The 19,200-nt window shown below is 73.4% G+C and carries 17 protein-coding genes; 7 read left to right on the top strand and 10 right to left on the bottom strand.

The features are described from left to right. Positions 1 to 43 precede the first annotated feature (43 nt). The 3 genes from ABZ404_RS11010 to ABZ404_RS11000 all read left to right on the top strand — a co-directional run bounded on the left by ABZ404_RS11010 (position 44) and on the right by ABZ404_RS11000 (position 2,694). Positions 44 to 589, top strand: a complete 546-nt coding sequence (locus ABZ404_RS11010) for a toxin (protein WP_358833341.1) — start codon at positions 44 to 46, stop codon at positions 587 to 589. A gap of 120 nt (positions 590 to 709) precedes the next feature. Then, positions 710 to 2,005 carry an MAB_1171c family putative transporter gene (locus ABZ404_RS11005; RefSeq protein WP_358990327.1) on the top strand — a complete coding sequence of 432 codons (1,296 nt, stop codon included), beginning with the start codon at positions 710 to 712 and terminating at the stop codon, positions 2,003 to 2,005. 134 nt (positions 2,006 to 2,139) lie between these two features. Then, positions 2,140 to 2,694 (top strand): hypothetical protein, encoded by a 555-nt coding sequence (locus ABZ404_RS11000; RefSeq protein ID WP_358834290.1) that lies wholly within the window; start codon positions 2,140 to 2,142, stop codon positions 2,692 to 2,694. Positions 2,695 to 2,801: 107 nt separating this feature from the next. Here ABZ404_RS11000 and ABZ404_RS10995 read toward each other — a convergent pair whose 3' ends face one another. The 5 genes from ABZ404_RS10995 to ABZ404_RS10975 form a co-directional block, all read right to left on the bottom strand. Beyond that, positions 2,802 to 4,433, bottom strand: coding sequence for an MFS transporter (locus ABZ404_RS10995; RefSeq protein ID WP_358834289.1), 1,632 nt, complete (start codon positions 4,431 to 4,433; stop codon positions 2,802 to 2,804). A gap of 229 nt (positions 4,434 to 4,662) precedes the next feature. Beyond that, on the bottom strand, positions 4,663 to 5,925 hold the full coding sequence (locus ABZ404_RS10990; protein ID WP_358834288.1) for a helix-turn-helix domain-containing protein: 1,263 nt from the start codon (positions 5,923 to 5,925) through the stop codon (positions 4,663 to 4,665). Positions 5,926 to 6,058: 133 nt separating this feature from the next. Then, complete coding sequence (gene trpS, locus ABZ404_RS10985; protein WP_358834287.1) at positions 6,059 to 7,075, bottom strand: tryptophan--tRNA ligase; 1,017 nt, start codon at positions 7,073 to 7,075, stop codon at positions 6,059 to 6,061. Positions 7,076 to 7,403: 328 nt separating this feature from the next. Further along, entirely contained in the window at positions 7,404 to 7,781 is a 378-nt protein-coding gene (locus tag ABZ404_RS10980; RefSeq protein ID WP_358834286.1) for a hypothetical protein, read from the bottom strand. Between the two features lie 14 nt (positions 7,782 to 7,795). Then, the gene (locus ABZ404_RS10975) at positions 7,796 to 9,079 is read right to left on the bottom strand and encodes a helix-turn-helix transcriptional regulator (RefSeq protein WP_358834285.1); all 1,284 of its coding nucleotides are present in this window, start codon (positions 9,077 to 9,079) and stop codon (positions 7,796 to 7,798) included. A gap of 209 nt (positions 9,080 to 9,288) precedes the next feature. Here ABZ404_RS10975 and ABZ404_RS10970 point away from each other — a divergent pair, with 209 nt between their 5' ends. Continuing rightward, positions 9,289 to 9,417: a hypothetical protein gene (locus ABZ404_RS10970; RefSeq protein WP_358834284.1), complete on the top strand. Its 129-nt coding sequence runs from the start codon at positions 9,289 to 9,291 to the stop codon at positions 9,415 to 9,417. A gap of 9 nt (positions 9,418 to 9,426) precedes the next feature. Next, entirely contained in the window at positions 9,427 to 10,677 is a 1,251-nt protein-coding gene (locus ABZ404_RS10965; protein WP_358834283.1) for a methyltransferase domain-containing protein, read from the top strand. A gap of 523 nt (positions 10,678 to 11,200) precedes the next feature. On the opposite strand, the gene ABZ404_RS10960 is transcribed toward ABZ404_RS10965, so the two are convergent. The 3 genes from ABZ404_RS10960 to ABZ404_RS10950 form a co-directional block, all read right to left on the bottom strand. Continuing rightward, entirely contained in the window at positions 11,201 to 13,192 is a 1,992-nt protein-coding gene (locus ABZ404_RS10960) for an FUSC family protein (RefSeq protein WP_358834282.1), read from the bottom strand. Between the two features lie 154 nt (positions 13,193 to 13,346). Beyond that, entirely contained in the window at positions 13,347 to 14,276 is a 930-nt protein-coding gene (locus ABZ404_RS10955) for an NADP-dependent oxidoreductase (protein ID WP_358834281.1), read from the bottom strand. Between the two features lie 243 nt (positions 14,277 to 14,519). Further along, positions 14,520 to 15,275 carry an alpha/beta fold hydrolase gene (locus ABZ404_RS10950; protein WP_358834280.1) on the bottom strand — a complete coding sequence of 252 codons (756 nt, stop codon included), beginning with the start codon at positions 15,273 to 15,275 and terminating at the stop codon, positions 14,520 to 14,522. 188 nt (positions 15,276 to 15,463) lie between these two features. Here ABZ404_RS10950 and ABZ404_RS10945 point away from each other — a divergent pair, with 188 nt between their 5' ends. Beyond that, the gene (locus ABZ404_RS10945) at positions 15,464 to 16,813 is read left to right on the top strand and encodes a PLP-dependent aminotransferase family protein (RefSeq protein ID WP_358834279.1); all 1,350 of its coding nucleotides are present in this window, start codon (positions 15,464 to 15,466) and stop codon (positions 16,811 to 16,813) included. Here the strand turns inward: ABZ404_RS10945 and ABZ404_RS10940 are convergent. After that, complete coding sequence (locus ABZ404_RS10940) at positions 16,710 to 17,033, bottom strand: hypothetical protein (protein WP_358834278.1); 324 nt, start codon at positions 17,031 to 17,033, stop codon at positions 16,710 to 16,712. The two genes, ABZ404_RS10945 and ABZ404_RS10940, sit on opposite strands and share 104 nt — an antisense overlap. A gap of 108 nt (positions 17,034 to 17,141) precedes the next feature. Between ABZ404_RS10940 and ABZ404_RS10935 the strand changes: the two genes are divergently transcribed. Continuing rightward, complete coding sequence (locus tag ABZ404_RS10935) at positions 17,142 to 17,564, top strand: hypothetical protein (RefSeq protein WP_358834277.1); 423 nt, start codon at positions 17,142 to 17,144, stop codon at positions 17,562 to 17,564. A 933-nt stretch (positions 17,565 to 18,497) separates the two neighbouring features. On the opposite strand, the gene snpA is transcribed toward ABZ404_RS10935, so the two are convergent. After that, a complete protein-coding gene (gene snpA / locus ABZ404_RS10930) occupies positions 18,498 to 19,187 on the bottom strand; it encodes a snapalysin (protein ID WP_358834276.1) in 690 nt (229 codons plus the stop codon). Positions 19,188 to 19,200: the final 13 nt, after the last annotated feature.

Below are 19,200 nucleotides of genomic sequence, written 5' to 3'. Positions count from 1 at the left end.
ATACGACCGCGTGACCACGCCCCAGAGGGACCCAGAGGCCGACATGTCCATGCGCGAGCTGCGGAGAGAGTGCGAAGCGGGGCTGGCGGACCTGCCGATCCCCGCCCCGTTCAGCATCCCGGCCCTCGTCGCGAACATGGAGCAGGCCCGGGGCCGGACCATCGTGCTGCGGGAGCTGCCCGAACGCCTCGCGCGCGTCAACGCCGCCTGCGGACTGCGGCTCAAGGCCGGCGGGACCAGTCTCGTCCTCTACCGGCGCCGCCCCACCGACTACCAGACCCAGCACGTCATCCTGCACGAGCTGTGCCACGAGTGGTTCGACCACGGCACCTCCCTCGACGCCGACCAGCTCGCGGCGCTGCTCCCGGTCTTCGACAGCTCCCTCGTCGGCCGGATGCTGAAGTCCGGCGCCACCGTGCAGGCCCGCGCCCAGTACGACACCCACGACGAGCGCGTGGCGGAGTTCGGCGCCTCCCTCATCCCCCGGATGGCCCTCGACGTGACCAGCGACGACATGGTCGGACGGCTCTCCGACTCGCTCTCACGGCCGGTCGCCCGCCGCCGCCGGGGCTTCTTCCGCCGCGACTGACCCGCGACCGACCCCGCGCTCGTCCCCCATGCCCGTCCCCGCGCCGGTCCCCGTGCTCGTCCCCGCGACCGGCCCCCTGGAAGTCCCCCGCTCCCCCCGCCCCCCCCCACGAAGGAACCCGTGAGCCCCCTCGACCTCGCCGGCTACCTCATAGCCGCGCTGATGACCGCCGTCGCCCTGTGGCGTATGCCCGCCGCCCTGTGGGGCGACGAGGAGGACAAGCGCCGGCGCGCCCTGTGGGGCTGCTACGCCGGGTTCGCCGTCGCCCTGTGGACCAAGACCAAGTTCGTACGGATCACCCTCAACGACAGCGAGGTCACCGACCTCGCCGTCCTCATCAAGCACTACACCGCCACCATCGCCATCCTGGCGATCCTCAGCTACATCGTGGCGATCTACGGCCACTTCCCGGACGAGGGTGCCGTGCCCCGGCACGTACGGTTCGCGCGGACCGTGCAGCGGGTCGCCGCCAAGGCGTCGGCGGCCACCCTGGTCCTGCTGACCGTGCTGTTCTTCACCGTCGTCGACCGGTCCGTGCCCTCCGACCGGTTCGTCTCCGACCACGCGGGCCAGTGGGGCGCGACGCTCTACATGAGCGTGTTCTACCTGTACTTGGGCGCCTCCTCGGCCGTCTGCGCCTACCAGTGGGCGCTGGCCACCGGCAACGCCCGGGTGCGCCATCTGCGCCTCGGGCTCGGCATGATGACGTTCGCCATGTTCATCGGCGTCGCCTACACCCTCAGCCGGACGCTGTTCCTGTGGGTGAGCGTCGTGGACCGGCCGGGCAAGTCGTTCGCGCTGCGCTTCGACGAGGTCACCGAGGCCTCGCAGATCGTGCTGTTCGCGTTCTTCGCGCTGGGCGCGTCCCTCCCCGCGTGCCACAAGGGCTGGCGGCGGGTGCGGCTGTGGCGGGCGCAGGCCCGGCTCCACCCGCTCTGGTACGAGCTGATGACGGCCTTCCCGGACCAGCCGTTCGAGCCGCCCCGGTCCCTGGTGCGGGAGCTGACGCGCTTCGACACCCCGGCCGACCTGCGGATCGACCGGTGGGCCGCGGACATCGCGGACGCGGTGGAGAAGCTGCGCCACTATGTGCCGGACGAGCTCCTCGACGCGGCCAAGCGGGCCGCCGGGGGCGAGGCCGGGGCCGGGGCCGGTGCCGCAGACAGCGCGGCGGCCGGGAGCGAGGCCGTCGGCCCGCTCGCCGACGCGTACTGGATCAAGGCGGCGCTCGCCGCCAGGACCGGGGGCGCCCCCGCCGGCCGGGCCGCCGCCATCGAACCGCAGCACGCCACCGACCAGGACGGCGAGGTCGCCTGGCTGGTGCGGGTGGCCGCCGCGTACCAGACGATTCCGCACGACCGGGCCCGCGAGGTCCTCGCGTCGGCGCGGACCGGAGCCCAGGAGAGCACCGCGTGACCAGCACCACCGACAGGACCACCCCCGACCACCGCACCACCGACAGGACCACCCCCGACCACCGCACCACCGACAGCCGGACCCCCGACAGCCGCACCACCGGGCTCGACGACCCGGCCCGGCGGCCCGTCGCCCTGGCCGTCACCAACGTCCTCCAGCCCCGCAACTGCCTGCTCGTCGGCATGCTCGGCATCGGGTACGCGGCGGCGGGCGACTGGACCGGCCTGCTGTGGGGGTTCCTGGGCGCGCTGTGCGCGGGACTGATCCCGGCCGGCTACATCGAGTGGGAGCGCGGACGCGGCACCTGGGGCGACCGGCATGTGGTGGACCGTACGAAACGGGCGCCGATCTTCTTCGTCATCCTCGGCTCGATCGGCACCGGCTCGCTGGTCATGGTCCTCGGGGACGCGCCCGTCGGCATTCTCGCGGCGATGCTCGCGCTGTGGGTGATGACGATCGGGCTGCTCGCGGTGAACACGGTGTGGAAGATCTCGGTGGACGCGTCGGTGGCGTCGGCGGTGGTGGCGCTCCTCGCCGCCGTCACGCACGAGCCGCTGTGGCTGCTCCTCCACACCCTCACCGTCGCGGTGTGCTGGTCGCGGGTGGCCCTGCGGTACCACACGGTGGGGCAGACCGTGGCGGGGGCGGCGCTGGGGGCGGCGACGGCGGGGGCGTTCCTGTTCGTCTGACGCCGAGCGCCCCGGGCGGCCGCGAGCCGTCCCGGGGCGTTTGGGGCGTCCGGGGTGTTTGGGGCGTCCGGGGTGTTTGGGGCGCGCCCGGCTCCGCCTTCACACCTTCACATGTGGATCGGGCTCGCGTCCCCGCCCTCCGTCGGGGGCACGCGGGGCGGGCCCTTGCGGTAGAGGATCACGGTGATGAGCAGGCCGAGGGCGAAGAAGGCGGCCGACCACCAGTAGGCCGTCGCGTAGCTGTGCAGCTGGGCCTTGGCGAGGACCTGCGGGGTCGGCTGCCTGCCGACCAGATAGTGGGTGGCGGCGCTGGTGGCCAGGGTGTTCAGGAGCGAGGTGCCCACCGAACCGCCCACCTGCTGGCTGGTGTTGACCATCGCGGAGGCCACGCCCGCGTCGTGGGCGGCGACTCCGGCCGTGGCCAGGTTCATCGCCGGGGCGAAGATCAGGCCCATGCCGCAGCCCATCACCAGGAGCGGCGGCAGGACGTGCGGCGCGTACGTGCTGTCGACGTCCAGCGCCGTCATCCACACCAGGCCCGCCGCGCCCAGGCCCATCCCCAGCGGCACGATCGGTTTGGCGCCCACCCTGGGCACGAACCGGTTCTGCGCGATCACCGAGGACGCGATCATGATCACGACCATGGGGATGAAGGCGAGTCCGGTCTTCACGGGCGAGTAGCGCAGCACCTGTTGCAGGTAGTACGTGAGGAACAGGAACACCCCGAACATCCCGGCGCCGGAGATGAACATGGCCAGGAACGAGGCGCCGCGGTCCCGGTCGAGGACGACGCGCAGCGGCAGCAGCGGGTGCGCGGCACGCCGCTGCCACACGACGAACGCCACCAGCAGGACACCGCCCGCCGCCAGGAACCCCCAGGTCTGCGCGGAACTCCAGGAGTGCTTCTCAGCGTTGGAGAAACCGAAGACGATGCAGAACAGACCCGCCGAGACCAGGAGCGTGCCGGGGATGTCGAGCTTGGGACGGTCGGCCGGGGCTCCCGGGTGCAGCAGCCGCAGGGCGCCGAGGAAGGCGATGGCCGCGAAGATGAGGTTCACGTACAGACACCAGCGCCAGTTGAGGTACTCGGTGAGCAGACCGCCGAGCAGCAGTCCCACCGCGCCGCCGGTGCCCGCGATGGCGCCGTAGATCCCGAAGGCCTTGGCGCGCTCCTTCGGGTCGGTGAACGTCGTGGTGAGCAGCGAGAGCGCGGCCGGGGCGAGCAGCGCGCCGAAGACGCCCTGAAGGGCGCGGGCGAGGACGAGCACGGTGAAGCTGGGCGCGGCGCCGCCGATCGCGGAGGCGACCGCGAAGCCGACCAGACCGGTCAGGAAGACGGCCTTGCGGCCCACCAGGTCCGCGACGCGTCCGCCGAGCAGCAGCAGCGAGCCGAAGGCCAGGGCGTACGCGGTGACGATCCACTGGCGGTTGCCGTCGCTGAAGCCGAGATCGCTCTGCGCGGAGGGCAGGGCGATGTTCACGATGGTGGCGTCCAGCACCACCATGAGCTGGGCGAGGCCGATGACGGCGAGGACCAGCCAGCGGTGTTCATGGGCGGCGCCCTGGTGGCCGGTGCGCCCGGCCGCCGCGGCGGCGGCCGTGGCCGCGCCCTCACCGCGCCGGGGCGGCCCGTCGGGACTCGCCCCGCCCGCCGCTTCGGCGCTCGCCTCCGGTGCCGAAGCGGCGGCGATGCGTTCCGCCCTGCCCTCTTCGACGGCGTCCTTGGTATGACGACCCATGGCGTACGTCTCCTTACGAGGGGATACGCGCCCTTCATCACGCTAAGGGGAGGTACGGGGTTCCGCCACGCGAGTGACGCGGGGGGCCGATGGGGTGAACGCCCCGGCGGAGAAGATCATGCGCGAGCGGCGACGGGAAGTGCCGGGCAACGACGGGCAACGGCGGGCAACGGCGGGAGCGCTCGGAGGGGTCGCGCGGCGGTTACGGCGGTTACGGCGGTTACGGCGGTTACGGCGTCGAAGCCGTCCGCCCGCCCCCCGCACCCAGCTCCACCCCCGCACCCGGTCCCGGCCTCGGCCCCTGCCCCGCCAACAGCCGGAACCGCAGGGCCACTTCGAGCTCGAAGCGGGCGTCCGGGTCGTCGAGCGCGGCGCCGAAGAGGTGCTCGATCCGGCGCAGCCGCTGGCGTACGGTCTGCGGGTGCAGCTCCAGCCGCTCCGCCACCTCCGGAGCGCTGCCCCGGTGACACTGGAGCCACACCAGGAGGGTGGTGGCCAGCCGGGTGGCCTGCTTGGGCGTGAGGTCGTCCAGCGGCCGGAGCCGCCGGTCGGCGAAGAGCCCCACCAGCGGCTGGTCCCCGAGGAGCAGCAGCTCCGGCAGCCGCTCCTCGCAGCGGACGATCCCCCCGGGCTTGCCGACGATCCCCCCGGGCCTTTCGAGGCGGGCGAGCAGCGTGCGCGCCCAGCGCAGCGAGTCCGCCGCCATCGCGAGCGGCACGGCCGGTCCGACCACAGCGCCGCGCGCGTCGAGCGCCGCCGCGAACACCTGGTCCCGGAAGGCCGTCCCCGGCTCCGGGACCAGCAGGAACGGCTCCGGTCCCTCCAGGTCGGCGAGGACGTCGGGCGGCAGCCTGCGGTGGATGCGGTCGCGCTCGGCGGGCGGCCCGAGCGCGACGCACGCCACCGTGTCCGGCAGCGTCCACCCCGCCGCCATGGCCGCCTGTTCGAGCGCGGGCCCGGTGGTACGGGAGACGATCCGCTCCAGCAGATGGTGGCGCCGCCGCCCGAGCGCGCCCGCCTTGTCGGCCTGCGCCTCGGCGTAGCCGCGCACCGAGACGGCGGAGATCTCGTCGATGTGCGCGAAGACGGCCTCGGCGAGCAGGACGACCTGGTCGGCCCCGACCCCGGCCCGCCGCGCCGCGCGCGCGTACCGCCGCCAGGCGACGCGGGCCCCGAGCCGGTACGCGGCCTGGAGCGCGTCCAGGCTGCGGCCCTCCGCGAACTCGCCGCGCCCCAGCACCCAGTAGACCCGCCAGCGCTCGCCGCCCGGGTGGGCGGACGCGCCGGCGCCGCCCTCCACCAGATCCGCGAATTCGGCGAGAGCGGTTTCCACACCCATCTGGATTCCGTGCCCGAATTTCCCGTGCAGCGGCCTGGAGAATTCCGGCACGTGCTGGCGTATCTGCCGGATCACCTCGGCCGCCGTGGAACTCTGTTCCTTTCGCAGCTCCGCGGCGAGCGTGCGCGGCAGAGCGGCCCATGGCCCGGCCATGCGTGCGAGTATGAGCGGTTGTTACTCGCCAGTCAATAGCCGTGATGCCCGCCTTCCGGGGCTCTGCCGCCACGCCGGATGGCGGAATACTCACCCGGGTGACAACGTCTCCGCAATGCGCGGCACGACGGCTTCACCGGCCCACAATTCCGAAATCGGCAGGTGAATGCCCACCCTTAGCGAAACCCCCCATGGCGGCGCGCACCTCGTCGAGGGTGGCCTCGGCGACGGCGTTGGCGCGTTTGTTTCCCTCGTGGAGGACATCCCGTACGTACGAGAGGTCGCGCGCGTACTCGGCACGGCGCGCCCGGAGCGGCGCGAGCCGGGTGTTGACGGCCTCGGTGACGGTCCGCTTGAGCGCGGCGGCGCCCCCGTCACCGATGTCGGCGGCGACGGCGTACGGGTCCCGGTCCTGGCAGAGCGCGGCGAGCTGAAGCAGCCCCGAGACACCGGGACGGCCGGCCGGATCGTAGGTGATGCGGCGGTCCGCGTCGGTGGTGGCGCGGCGGATGAGGGCGGCGGTCTCGTCGGCGGTGGCGGAGAGCGGGATGGAGTTGGAGCGGGACTTGCTCATCTTCGTCCCGTCGGTGCCGAGGAGCACGGGCGCGGCGGAGAGCATGGCCTCGGGCTCCGGGAAGACGGTCCCGTACCGGTCGTTGAAGCGCCGGGCGATGGTCCGGGTGACTTCGAGGTGCGGGACCTGGTCCTGCCCGACGGGGACCACATCGGCCTTGCAGAAGAGGATGTCGGCGGCCTGGTGCGCCGGATACGTGAACATCAGCCCGCTGACGGCGGACTGGCGCGAGTGCGCGATCTCGTCCTTGACGGTGGGGTTGCGGCCGAGCTCGGCGACGGAGACAAGGCTGAGGAAGGGGAGGAGGAGCTGGTTGAGGGCGGGGACGGCGCTGTGCGTGAAGACGGTGGCGCGGGCCGGGTCGATACCGACGGCGAGGTAGTCGAGGACGAGGCGGTGGGTGTGGCCGAGGAGGTCGTCGGCGATGTCGCGGTCGGTGATCACCTGGTAGTCCGCGACGACGACGAAGATCTCGGCCCCGCTGTCCTGGAGGCGGACGCGGTTCTGGAGGGTGCCGAAGTAGTGGCCGAGGTGGAGGGGGCCGGTGGGGCGGTCGCCGGTGAGCATGCGGGTCATGGGTCTGTGCCCTTCTGGGGAGGTGGGTGGAGGCCGTGGTCCGGGGGGACGGCCATCTCCCTGGCTCCTCGCGGAAGGGGCGAGGCGGGACATGCGAAAGGGCCGTCCGATACCGAACGGCCCTTTTCGCGAACGCGCATACGCGCAGGTCTGGTGGCCGCTCCTAGGAGGAGCGCCACCAGGTGGAGTGCTGCGCGGGGGTCATGGGGGGAGTGTAACGGGGGTGCCGCCTGGCGGGTAAGGACTTCCGGCTCCGCCCGCCACTTCCTTACCCTGGCCGGCCGGGGGACGGCGCGAGTTGATGCGAGGCGCGTAATTCCCCCTGGCGTCAGCTCACGGCCTTCTCGACGGCTTCGAAGATGTCCGCGTCCGTCTCCTGCTGCCAGGAAGGGAGGTCGGACCAGTCGGCGACGTAACCCGGCTTCGGGTGCTCGAAGTGCTTGTACATCTGCGCGATCCAGCAGGTCGCGACGAAACGGCTCTTCTGCTCCCGGGTCAGTCTGGCCGCGGTGCCGCCGCTGACCTCGATGAACTGGCTGACCTGCTCGTACACCGAGCCGGCGGCCTCCCGCTCCCACTCGGGCGTGTCCTCCCACGGAGTCACGTAACCGGCCTTCGGCTCGCCGGGGAAGTGCTGGTGCACCCCCGCGATCCAGGCTTCCCGGAAGACCCGTGCGCCCTGGCCTTGCCCTTGCCCGTGCGACATGCCAACCCCTCTCGTCACGTCTTGCTCAACGCGCCGATCTCGGCCCCCAGCTCGGCTACGCGACTGTCGTGCGCCATGGGGCCGAGCTCACCGCGTAGGCCCTGGAGTCTACGGGCGACATATCCGGAGGAGGACTCGCGCGCGAGGGCCAAGGCCTCCCGGCCATAAACGATCACCTGGTCAGGATCGCGCCGCTTCGCGCCGACGGCCGCCAAGTCCGCCAGGACCACTCCTCGTCGCCGAAACGAATGACCATGAGCCAATACGCCCTGTTCCAGGGCCGATCTCAAGGTCTGCTCGGCCAGATCGAGACGGCCGAGCTGTACGTATCGCGCTCCCCGCTCCTCGGCCAGGCGCGAGCCGTCGAACCGAAGCCATCCGCCGTTGTGCCCAGGGCCGGCCAGGTACGCGACCTCCTCAGCCGCGTCCAGCGCGCGCTCGCACGCGGCCAGGTCACCCATCCCGGCGAAGGCCTCCGCCTGCACGGACGCGACCCAGTGCCGAGTCGACAGTGCGCTGTCTCCCCGCCTGGCGATCATTTCAGCGGCCGACAGAAGGCGGATGGCGTCCTTCAAGCGGTGTTCACAGAGATCAACGTACGCATGCCGGACGAGCGCACACGCCCAGAGGTCGTACGCTCTCGCTTCTCTGCTCGCCGAAGCGGCGAGGGCGTAGGAAGCGGCGGCGTCCGTGTAGCGGCTGCTGTCGAACGCCAGCTCTCCCGCGAGCTGGAACAGGTCACCGGCCGCGCCGCACAGCATCCGCGCCTCGGCGCCGGAGCGTGCCTGGAGGGTACTGGTCAGGGCGGAGAGCTGCTCCCGAACGATGGGCCGCACCGCCCTTTTGGCGCGGGCGAGTTGGTACACCTGCCACAGGTGATCATTCATCTGCAAGAAGCCCGGAGCACGCCCCCGGTGAGCCGCGTCGTCGAGCGCCGCGGCCTGGTCGGCGGGCAGACCGGAAGTCAGGGCTCCGACCATCGCTATCGCGCGCAGGAATTCGCGTCGGATCATGTCCTCACTGTCCCGCAAGTGGTGGTCGTCACTGTCCCGCAAGGGGTGATCGTCGCCGGGTGGGGCCGGAACAGGGCTCTGCCCCTGGCCACGCGATTGCGCGACCAGGGCGCCCACTTCGGCGAGATCGACTCGCAGCACCGCTGCGAGTCGGGGCCGTAAGGAGACCTGGGGTTCGGTCTTCCCGCTCTCCCACCGGCCGACCGTGGTGCGGTCGACGCCGAGCGCGTGGGCGAACGTTTCCTGGCTGTGGCCGAGGGCCTTTCGCCGTTCCGCGAGTCCCACGCGGGGCCCCTTTCTCCACCGATGATTCTGGGGGCGGACGATGCGCCCAGGGCATCGGATGTGCCTCAAGACTGCCGCATGGATGCCGTGGAGCGCGGGCGTTCACAGCGGTTTCCTTGACGGTGTCAGTAACCGCGGCGGCACGCACCTGCCGTTCGGGAGGGTCCGACGCTCCTCGTCGGGCGGGTCACGACCACGAAGGAGCAGTCATGGGATGGGGAACCGGCAAGGGTGGCGGCGGGGGCGACGGGAAGCATGCGGGTGGCAAGGACCCGGGTACGTCCAAGCCGTCGCCGGACAGCTCGCAGCCCAAGCAGCCCCCGAAGCACGGGAAGTAAGAGCGCGCCATGAGCATGAACCACCGCATCGGCGCGGCGGCCCAGCAGCTCGCCGCCCACGGTCTGCTCGGCGCCCTCCACGACGAACTCGGCGCCCCGCTCGCACCGGAGTGGGAGCACGCGCTGTGGGCCGTGCCCCGGCACGCCTTCCTGCCCGGGACGATCTGGCTGGCTGACGACCTGACCCCCTGCACGCGCGCTTCCACTCCCAAGACCTGGCTGCGGGCGGCCTACGCGGACGCTCCGGTGGTGACGCAGATCAACGACGGCGACGACCCCGGCGACGAGGAGCGCTGGCCCTCGTCATCCGCCTCGGCCCCCTCCATCGTCTTCCGCATGCTCGACCTGCTGCGCCTCCGCCCCGGGCACCGCGTGTTGGAGATCGGCACCGGGACCGGCTGGAACGCCGGGCTGCTCGCCCATCGGCTCGGGGCCGAGCAGGTGACCACGATCGAGGTCGACACGGCACTGGCGGTGCAGGCGGCGCTCGCCCTGAAGAGAGCCGGCCTGGAACCCACGGTCATCAGCGGGGACGGGGCTGCCGGTTACCCGGCGGGAGCGCCCTACGACCGGATCATCGCCACCTGCTCGGTACGGGAAGTGCCCCCGGCCTGGCTGCGCCAGACGGCCCCGGGCGGGGTGATCCTCACGCCGTGGGAGACACCGTGGCTGTGTTACGGGCTGCTGCGGCTCATCGTCGACGGTACGGGGACGGCGTCCGGCTGGTTCTCTCCCCACTCGGCGTTCATGCTCATGCGCGGCCAGCGCTCCGACCTGCGGATCTACCGTGATGTCGTACGTGATGAGCACGTCCCCACCGAGTCCGTGACGCGCCTGTCGCCCTGGGCGGTGACGGGCGACGACTGGGCCGCCCGCTTCGCGATCGGGCTCCGGACGCGGGATGTCTGGCACACCTGGCACGAGGATCCCGGCGTCGAGGGGGTCGTCTCCCGGCTGTGGCTCGCCACCACCGATGCCACTTCGTGGGCGGCGGTGGACCGGGACGGGCGCGGTGGTGAGCGGTTCACCGTGTGGGAGTACGGACCGCGGCGCCTGTGGGCGGAGGTGGAGGAGGCGTACGGGTGGTGGCGCCGGGTGGGCGGCCCCGGTCCGGAGCGCTTCGGGATGACGGTGACCCCGGACGGCCACCACACCCCGTGGCTCGACTTCCCGGACCACCCGGTCCCCCGGGGCGGGGGTGGGCCCCGGGGTGGCGGCGGACCGCAGGGGGCGCGCACGCAGTTCCCCAAGCCCCGGTAGCCACCCCGGACCGCGGGGTGCCGGACCCCTTTCCTCCTTACCTGCGGACCGTGGAGGGTTGCTCGCGCAGTTCCCCGCGCCCCTGTAGGCCACCCCGGACCGGGGGGTGTGCCCCTCTCTCACCTGCGGACCGTGGAGGGCCGTTCGCGCAGTTCCCCGCGCCCCCCAAGGGGTCGTGCCCGAGCGGGGTTTCGCGGTTGCGGGGGGCCGCCTCAGGGGCGCGGGGAACTGCGCGAACGGCCCCCACCGGCCCGCAGCCGAAGGACGACCGATCCGCGCAGCGGAGCGTCGGCGACGGTGGTGTGGCAGTGTCGGATGCGACGGCGGCGCACGGTCGCCCGCGGCGGGGGCCATGGTCCAGAGGCCCGGGCTTGCGCAACCCGGCCGAACGGGCGGGCGGGTGGGTCATGGGGGCGCGCTGATCACGGCCTGCGGACGCCTTCCGGTCTGAGCCGACCAGCAGAGGCCCGGGCCCTCCCAACCCGGCCGCACGGGCGGGCGGGTGGGCAAATCCCCCCTCAACTCAACCCCCCGGCGAAGCAATCGCCCGAGCCGCCCGCACCTCCTGGCGGAGGGGGCCCAGTACCCCCTCCTCCGGGCCCGTCAGCGACGCCCGTACCTCCACCAGCGTGGACGACGCCCGCAGCCCGTCCGCCAGCCCGCGCAACTCCCGTACCGCCGCCGCCACTTCCTCCTCCGCCGGCGGGGCCGCGCCGTGGTTGACCCGTACGCGTGCCGCCGTCGTCGCGTCCACGATCCGCTCCACCGCCACCACCAGCGGCCACCACGCCGCCGCCCGCGCCCCCGTCGGCGGCGGCTCGGTCAGCGCGCGCTGGAACTCGGAGCGGACCACCGACAGGTCGCGGTAGATCCGGCGGCGCCGGCGGACCCGTTCGGCCTGGTCCTGGCCTTCCCCGCCGAACCGGCCCTCTCCGCCGAACGCGCACTCCACGTACCCCGCCGCGTCCTCCACCGCGTCCGCCAGCCGGTCCCCGATCCGGGTGTGCCAGCTCTCCGGCCACAGCAGATAGCCCGCCACCAGCGAGATCCCGCAGCCGATCAGGCTGTCCCACAGGCGCGGCAGCACCAGGCCGAAGCCCTGGTGGTTCAGGAGGTCCGAAAGGAGCAGGATCACCGGGGTGATGGCCGCCGTCTGGAAGGCGTACCCCTTCGCCGAGAACGCCGGGATCAGCGCCGCCAGCACCACCATCACGGGCACGTCCCACCACCCGCGCGGCACCTCCGCCAGCACGGCCGCCGCGGTCACCAGACCCACCGCCGTCCCCAGCGCGCGCAGCACCGCCCGCGAGAACACCGACCCGAAGTCCGGCTTCAGGACGAACGTGACGGTCAGCGCCACCCAGTACGAGCGCTCCACCGCCACCAGCGACACCAGCGCCTGGGCGAGCCCGATGCAGAGCGCGAGCCGCAGCCCGTACCGCCAGGAGGCCTCGGAGAACAGCACGTCGCGCGCGCCCCGCCGCACCCGGATGCGCAGCGCCGCCGGGCGCCCGAGCCGGTCGTCGACGTTGTACGGATCGGGGTCCGGCTTGTGGACCACCACGGCCGCGTGCCGCAGCGCCGCGTCCACCGCCCGCTCCGACGGCGCGGCCGCCTCCGGCAGGGCCAGGTCCGGCACCGGTCCGGTGTGCGCCCGCTCCACCGCCGTCGCCAGCTCCCGTACGGCCGCGGGGATCTCGGGCGGCAGCGGACGCCCGCGCAGATGCGCCGCGGGGGCCGCCTCCACCAGCGGGATCACCACGTTCAGCTGGGCGAGCAGCCGCACCAGGGGGCTGCGCCGTCCGTGGTCGCGGGTGCGGCGCGCGAGCACCAGGTCGTACGCCGTGTTGAGCGACTGCGTGACCGCCTGCCGTCGGGCGTCGTACGCCGGTGTGCCCGCGGCTTCGAGGAGGTCGGCCACCGCCCGGTAGGTGGAGGCGACGGCCGTCCGTTCCGGGACGCGGTTGCGCAGCGGCCAGCCGAGCAGGGTGAGCAGGAGGACGAAGAGCCCGCCGAGGGAGAGCAGCAGCGGCGCCTTCCACCAGGGCGAGGGCATCGGCAGTCCCGCCCCGACCACGGCGTTCAGCAGGAGCAGCAGCCCGGACACGGACGCCACCGCCCCGATGGACGAGATCATTCCGGAGGCGAGGGCGACCAGGGTGAGCGCGGCGACCGCGAACCAGCCCTCGCCGTACACCAGGGTGCCCAGGGTGACCCCGAGGGCGCCGAAGAGCTGCGGCACGGCGATGTTGAAGACCCGCATCCGGTACGCGTCGGCGGTGTCGCTGATGACCCCGGAGAGCGCGCCCATGGACACCAGCGCGCCGTACGTCGGCTGGTCGGTGGCGAAGCCCACGGCCAGCGGGGCCGCCAGCGCGATCCCGGCCCGCGCGACTCCGGGCCACACGATCGGGGTGCTCTGCGGGCGCAACCCGCTGACCAGCCACTGCGGCGGCGCGAGCCGCACCCGCCCCCGGCCGCCCGGGCCCTTGTCCACGTCGAGCTGTGCACCCATGGCATCAGTATGCGATCACGGTGAATACAACCTTTTGGGTGGGTCTACCCGCGCCGGAAGAGAGCCGTGCGGGCGAATATTTATCCACACCCTGTGGATAAACTTTCCCGCCCGCCCCAAGAAAACGGACATCTACGGCACACCTACGGCACATCTACGGCACGAACAGCGTCTTCCCCCGCGCCCCGCCCGCCCGGTTCCGCTCCATCGCCTCCGCCACCTTCTCCAACGGGTATTCCGCCTCCACGGGCACGTGCACGTCACCCGCCAGTGCCGCGGCCGCCAGCGCGTCGAGCAGCGCGCCCGACGCCGTGAGCTGGAAGTTCACTCCCCTGCCGGACGGGGCCGCGCCGCGGGTGCTCAGGGCCGCGCCGCCCGGACGCATCAGCCGGGCGTACACCTCGAAGGCCTCCGCGTCCGCCGACACCAGGTCCACCACCGCGTCCACCCCGCCCGGCACGGCCCGTTCGCACGCCTCGCGCACCGACTCCTCGGTGGAGTCGATCGCCAGGGCCGCGCCCAGCGCCCGCATCCGCTCCCGCTCCGCGCCCCGCACCACCGCCACCACCCGGATGTCCCGCGCCGCCGCCAACTGGGTCAGCGCGCTGCCGACCCCGCCCGCCGCGCCCACCAGGAGCATCGAGTCGCCCGGTTCGAGCGCCACACCCGTACGCAGGATCTGGAGCGCGGTCATCCCGGCCGTGGGCAGGGCCGCGGCCGCCCGCAGCGCGAGCCCGTCGGGCACCCCGGCGATGGTCGCGTCGTGCGGCATCGTCACGTACTCCGCGTATGTGCCGGTCCCCACCGGTGGCCGCGCCGCCTGCCCGTACACCGCGTCGCCCACCACGAACCGGTTCTCGCCGGGTCCGACCACGTCCACGCGGCCGGCGAAGTCGACGCCGAGGACCAGCGGGAAGACGTGCGGGGCCCGGCCGTCGAGGAGGCCGTCCGCGACCTGCCAGTCGAACGGGTTGAGGGCCGCGTACGCGACCTTCACCAGCACTTCGCCCGGGCCGGGTTCCGGCTTGGGGACATGGATGACCTCCGGCGTGGCCCTGAAGGCCTGGACCGCGACAGCGCGCATACCTTGACGCCTCCTGCTCGGCTAGGCCCCCCTGCAACCGGGCTTCCGGACGGTCCGATCCTCACCCACGAGCGCGCCGCCCGCACCCCGGGCAACCCGGCCCGCCCCGCTTAAGGGACCCGCCCGGCCGACGGGTTTGCCGGGCCGACGGGTTCGCCGGGCCGACGGGTTCACCGGGCCGACGGGTTCACCGGCCGGGCGTCGCGGGCCGCTGTCCCCGCCGGGGAGCGGTCCGCGGTGCGTTCAGCCCGTCAGATGGGCGCGCACGGCCGCGTTGAACTCCTCGGGCCGCTCCAGGTTGGGCAGATGGGCCGCCCGCTCCACGACCACCAGGGCGGACCCGGGGACCGCGGCGTGCATGGCCTCGGCGTCGGCGACCGGGGTGTACGTGTCGTCGCGGCCCACCACGATCAGGGTGGGGACGGTGACCGTGGTGAGCAGCTCCCGGTAGTCGGGCCGCTCGGCCCGCCCGCGCAGCGCGGCGGCCGCCCCCTCGGGATCGGTCGCGGTCATCATCCGGTGCACCCGCGCCTTGACCGCCGCGTCCGCGTACGGCGCCACCATCTTCTCCAGGACCTCGTCGGCGTACGGCTTCATGCCCTCGCGTACGAGCCGGTCGGCCGCCTCGCGGCGGGCGGTGCGTCCGGCCGGGGTCTCGGCGGCGGGGAAGGTGTCCGCGAGGAGCAGACCGCTGATCCGCTCGGGGAAGAGGCGGTAGCACTCCATGACGATCTGGCCGCCCATGGAGAGCCCGCCGAGGAGGAAGCGCCCGAGGCCGAGCCGGTCGGCGAGCGCCAGGACGTCCTCGGCGAAGTCGGAGAGGAGGGTGGTGCCGGGGGTGACGGGCGCGCTGCCGTAGCCGCGCAGATCGGGGGCGACGACCCGGTGCGAGCGCGCGAACTCCTCGGTCTGCGGGTCCCACATCGTGCGGTCGAAGGGATGGCCGTGGACCAGGAGCAGGGCGTCGCCCGTGCCCCGGTCGGTGTAGGTGGTGGGCATGTCAGGAGGCTAGGCGGCCCCAACTCCTCGGTGCAATAAGATCTTTGCTCTCGGTGCAATGCGGTCTCGGTGCGAGGCTGCTCCCGGTGCACTGTCGCTGCTCTCGGTGCAATGCGGTCTCGGTGCGAGACTGCTCCCGGTGCACTGTCGCTGCTCTCGGTGCACTGCGGGCGGGCTCTGGAGGAGCGATGGACTACCTGCGGCTGGCGGACGGGGTCGCGGCGGCGATAGCCGACGGAAGGCTGCGGCCGGGCGACCGGCTGCCGCCCCAGCGGACGTTCGCGCGCCGCCACCGGGTGGCGGTCTCCACCGCGATCCGGGCATACGGGGAGCTGGTGCGGCGGGGCCTGGTGGTGGGGGAGGTCGGGCGCGGCACGTTCGTCCGGGCGGCGCCGCCGCACCCCGGGTCGGTGCTCGCCGAGGACAGCGGCCGTACGCCGGTGAACCTGGAGCTCAACTACCCCGTGGCGGACGGTCAGTCGGAGCTGATGGGCCGCGCCCTCACGGCTCTGTCCCGCCCGGACGTGCTCCTTCGGGCGACCCGCCCGGCGGCGGCGGACGGTACGCCCGAGGCGCGGGCGGCGGCGGCCCGGCTGCTGGCCCGCCCCGGCTGGCGCCCGGACCCGGACCGGCTGCTGTTCGCGGGCAACGGCCGTCAGGCGATCGCGGCGGCGCTGTCGTCGCTGGCCGGGCCCGGGGCCCGGGTGGGCGTGGAGGAGCTGACGTATCCGCTGGTCAAGGCGGTCGCGGAGCGGTTGGGGATCTCCCTGGTGCCGATCGGGACGGACGGGTCGGGGATGCTGCCCTCGGCGCTGGAGGCGGTGCACCGGCGGACGCCGCTGAGCGCGGTGTACGTCCAGCCCACGCTCCACAATCCGCTGTCGCTGACGATGCCCGGGACGCGGCGGGCGGAACTGGCGGCGGTCCTGCGGGAGTCGGGGCTCGCCGCCGTCGAGGACACGACCTGGGCGTTCCTGGCGGACGGGGACGGGACGCCCGCACCGCTGGCGGCGTACGCCCCGGAGCGGACCCTGCTCGTCGACAGCCTCTCCAAGCGGCTGGCGCCGGGCCTGACGGTCGGGTTCCTGAGCGTGCCCGAGGCGTACGGGGAGGAGGCCGCGCGGGCGCTGCGGTCGGGGGCGTGGACGGCGGCCCGGTTCGCCCTGGAGGCGGCGGTGCGGTGGGTGGAGGACGGAACGGTGGAGGCGGTGACGGCGGCGAAGCGGGCGGAGGCGGCGGCGCGGCAGGCGCTGGTCGCGCGCCACCTGGGCGCCTTCTCCGTCCGTACGGACCCCCGCTCCTTCTCCTGCTGGTGGGAGCTGCCCGAGCCGTGGCGGGCGGAGACCTTCGTGGCGGCGGCCGTACGGGAGCTGGGGGTCGCGGTGACGCCCGGGAGCGCGTTCGCGGTGGGCGCGGGGTCGGCGCCGGACGCGGTCAGGGTGGGTCTGGCGTCGCCGCCGCGGCCGGTGCTGGACGCGGCGCTTCGCCGGCTGGCGGAGCTCGCCGTACGCGACCGCCGAGCCGTACGCGACCGCTGAGCCACGCCGTCAGCGCCAGCGCGAGACCGGCGGCGACGGCGGACCAGGCGGTGGTGCGCAGGAGGGCGGTGAGGGCGTCGTAGACGCCCGCCGCCGTGCCGGGGTCGGCGCGGGGCGGGAGGTCGGCGAGGGTCAGGACCCGGCCGAGGGCGACCAGCGCGCGCAGCCCGAGCCCGCCTGCGGCGATGCCGAGGCCGACGGCGGTGACGTGGGGGCGCACGGGTCCAGCCAACCCCGGGTTGCCGGGTGGGGCGCGCGGGTGTGGGCTGTATGGGGGAAGGTCCGTGGAAGGTGCCGAGGTACCGAGGTGCCGTGGAAGGAGCCCGCCATGTCCTCACACGCAGCGATGCCGAGGAGGCAGCCGACGTCGAGGCCGAGCCGCGCCACCGGCAGGCCGTCCCGGCTCGGCCTGCCGCCGGCCCTGATCGCCCTGCCGCTCGTGACCGGCGTCTTCTACGGCTTCTGGGCCGCGTCCATCAGCCGCAGGGGCGGGGAGGTGACGGGCGGGAACATCGCGCTGGGACTGGTGTCCGGGGCGGTGATCGCGGCCCTGGGCCTCGGCCTGCTGCTGATCCAGGGCCGCCTGCCCCGCGAACTCCGGGCCCTGGCGTTCGGAACGCTGTTCGGCGCGGGGACGGGGTTCCTGTATGCCCAGTCGGGCGAGAGTGTGCTGGGGGCGGCGGGGATGGGGGCGGTGCTGGGGGCGGGGATGGGGTTGGCGGCGTTCTATGTGTTCTACACACGGGAGTGAGGGGACCGCTCGGGGTGTGCCCTTCGCCTGCGGCCCGGTGGGGGCTGACCGCGCAGTTCCCCGCTCCTCTTGGTGTTGGTGCCCGGCCTTCGTCTGCGGACGGGTGGGGGCTGGCCGCGCAGTTCCCCGCGCCCCTGGGTAGTCCGCCTGAGCGGCGAATCCTGGCTCGGCCACGGGTGCTTGTTCTTCGCCTGCGGACCGTGGATGGCCGGTCGCGCAGTTCCCCGCGCCCCTAGGCAGTCCGCCTGAACCGGTGAACTCGGCTCAGCCACAGACCCCCAGCTCTTCGCCTGCAGACCGTGGACGGCCGGTCGCGCAGTTCCCCGCGCCCCTGGGTAGTCCACCCTGAGCCGGTGAACACGGCTCGGCCACAGACCCCCCAGGGGCGCGGGGAACTGCGCGGGCGACCCACCACAGCCCGCAGACAAACGACAGCCCGGCCCTGCAGGGGCGCGGGGAACTGCGCGAGCGACCCACCACGACCCGCAGACAAAGGCCGGGCGCGAAAGGGGCGCGGGGAACTGCGCGAGCGACCCACCACGACCCGCAGACAAAGGCCGGGCGCGAAAGGGGCGCGGGGAACTGCGCGGGCCGGCAACCCGTTACCCACAGCCGCCCCGCAGGGTCCCCCCTCAGAACAGCGGCAGCTGCCCCGGGAACGGTGCCACCTCGTACCCGTCCAGGGTCGGCCGGCCCAGGCCCGGAGGGGCCGGGCGCTTCGAGCCGGGGCACAGCGTCAGCTCACCCCCACCCGCCACCCGCGCCCGCGGATCATGACGCACATACCGCCCCGCCACCACAGCCACGGCACGGCCGCACGACGGACACGAACGGCGGGGAGAGACACTCGGCATGCGGCCATGCTGCCAGAGGGGTACGACAACCGGGGCGGAGCGGACCCGCCGGGCAGCCGGCCGCATGCCGGGCCAGGACCTACGCCGCCGGCTTGAACGCCGACGCCAGCCCGTTGCGCCACAGGCTGTTCACGCGCGAGCGCTCCGTGCTGTTCGGGTACGCGTTCCGGCACGACGTGCCCGGCCCGCCGCCGGACATCAGCTCGCTGCACGGACCCGAGTAGTGGTCCGGCAGCCCGAGGACGTGGCCGGTCTCGTGGGCGACCACACGGACCGAGTAGTACTGCTGGTTCTGCTGGTAGTCCAGGAAGATGTACCCGCCGCCGTGCCCGTCCGTGGACGCGTACGAGCCCTGCGGGTCGTTGCCCTCGTAGTACGAGAAGTCCGCGCCGGACGACGACTCGGCGAGGCGGACGTTCTGCACCGAGGAGTTCCAGATCTGCGCGGACTGCGATATCTGGGAACGGAAGCTCGGCGCGTTACGGGTGCTGTAGTAGACGGTGACGGAGGCCGCCAGCGGGTTGGCGGCCCGCTTCTTGGCCACGGACTTCATCACGGCGTCGTAGAACGCCTTGTTGTTGGCCGCCTCCTTGGCGGACCCGGCGTACGACGCGCCGTGCACGTACGCGGAAGAGGACGACGAGGAGAGGGGCGAAGAGGAAGACGGGGAAGCGGCGGAGGGGGCGGCGGCCGTGGCGGGGATCGCGCCCAGGCCGGCGAGCGCCAGACCCAGGGCGGCGGACAGGACGACAGTCCTCTGGTGTCTCATGGGGGGCTCCTGC

Origin of the sequence: Streptomyces sp. NPDC005878, from assembly GCF_040629815.1 — a bacterium.
Lineage (GTDB): Bacteria > Actinomycetota > Actinomycetes > Streptomycetales > Streptomycetaceae > Streptomyces.
This window is presented reverse-complemented; position numbering and strand designations above follow the sequence as displayed.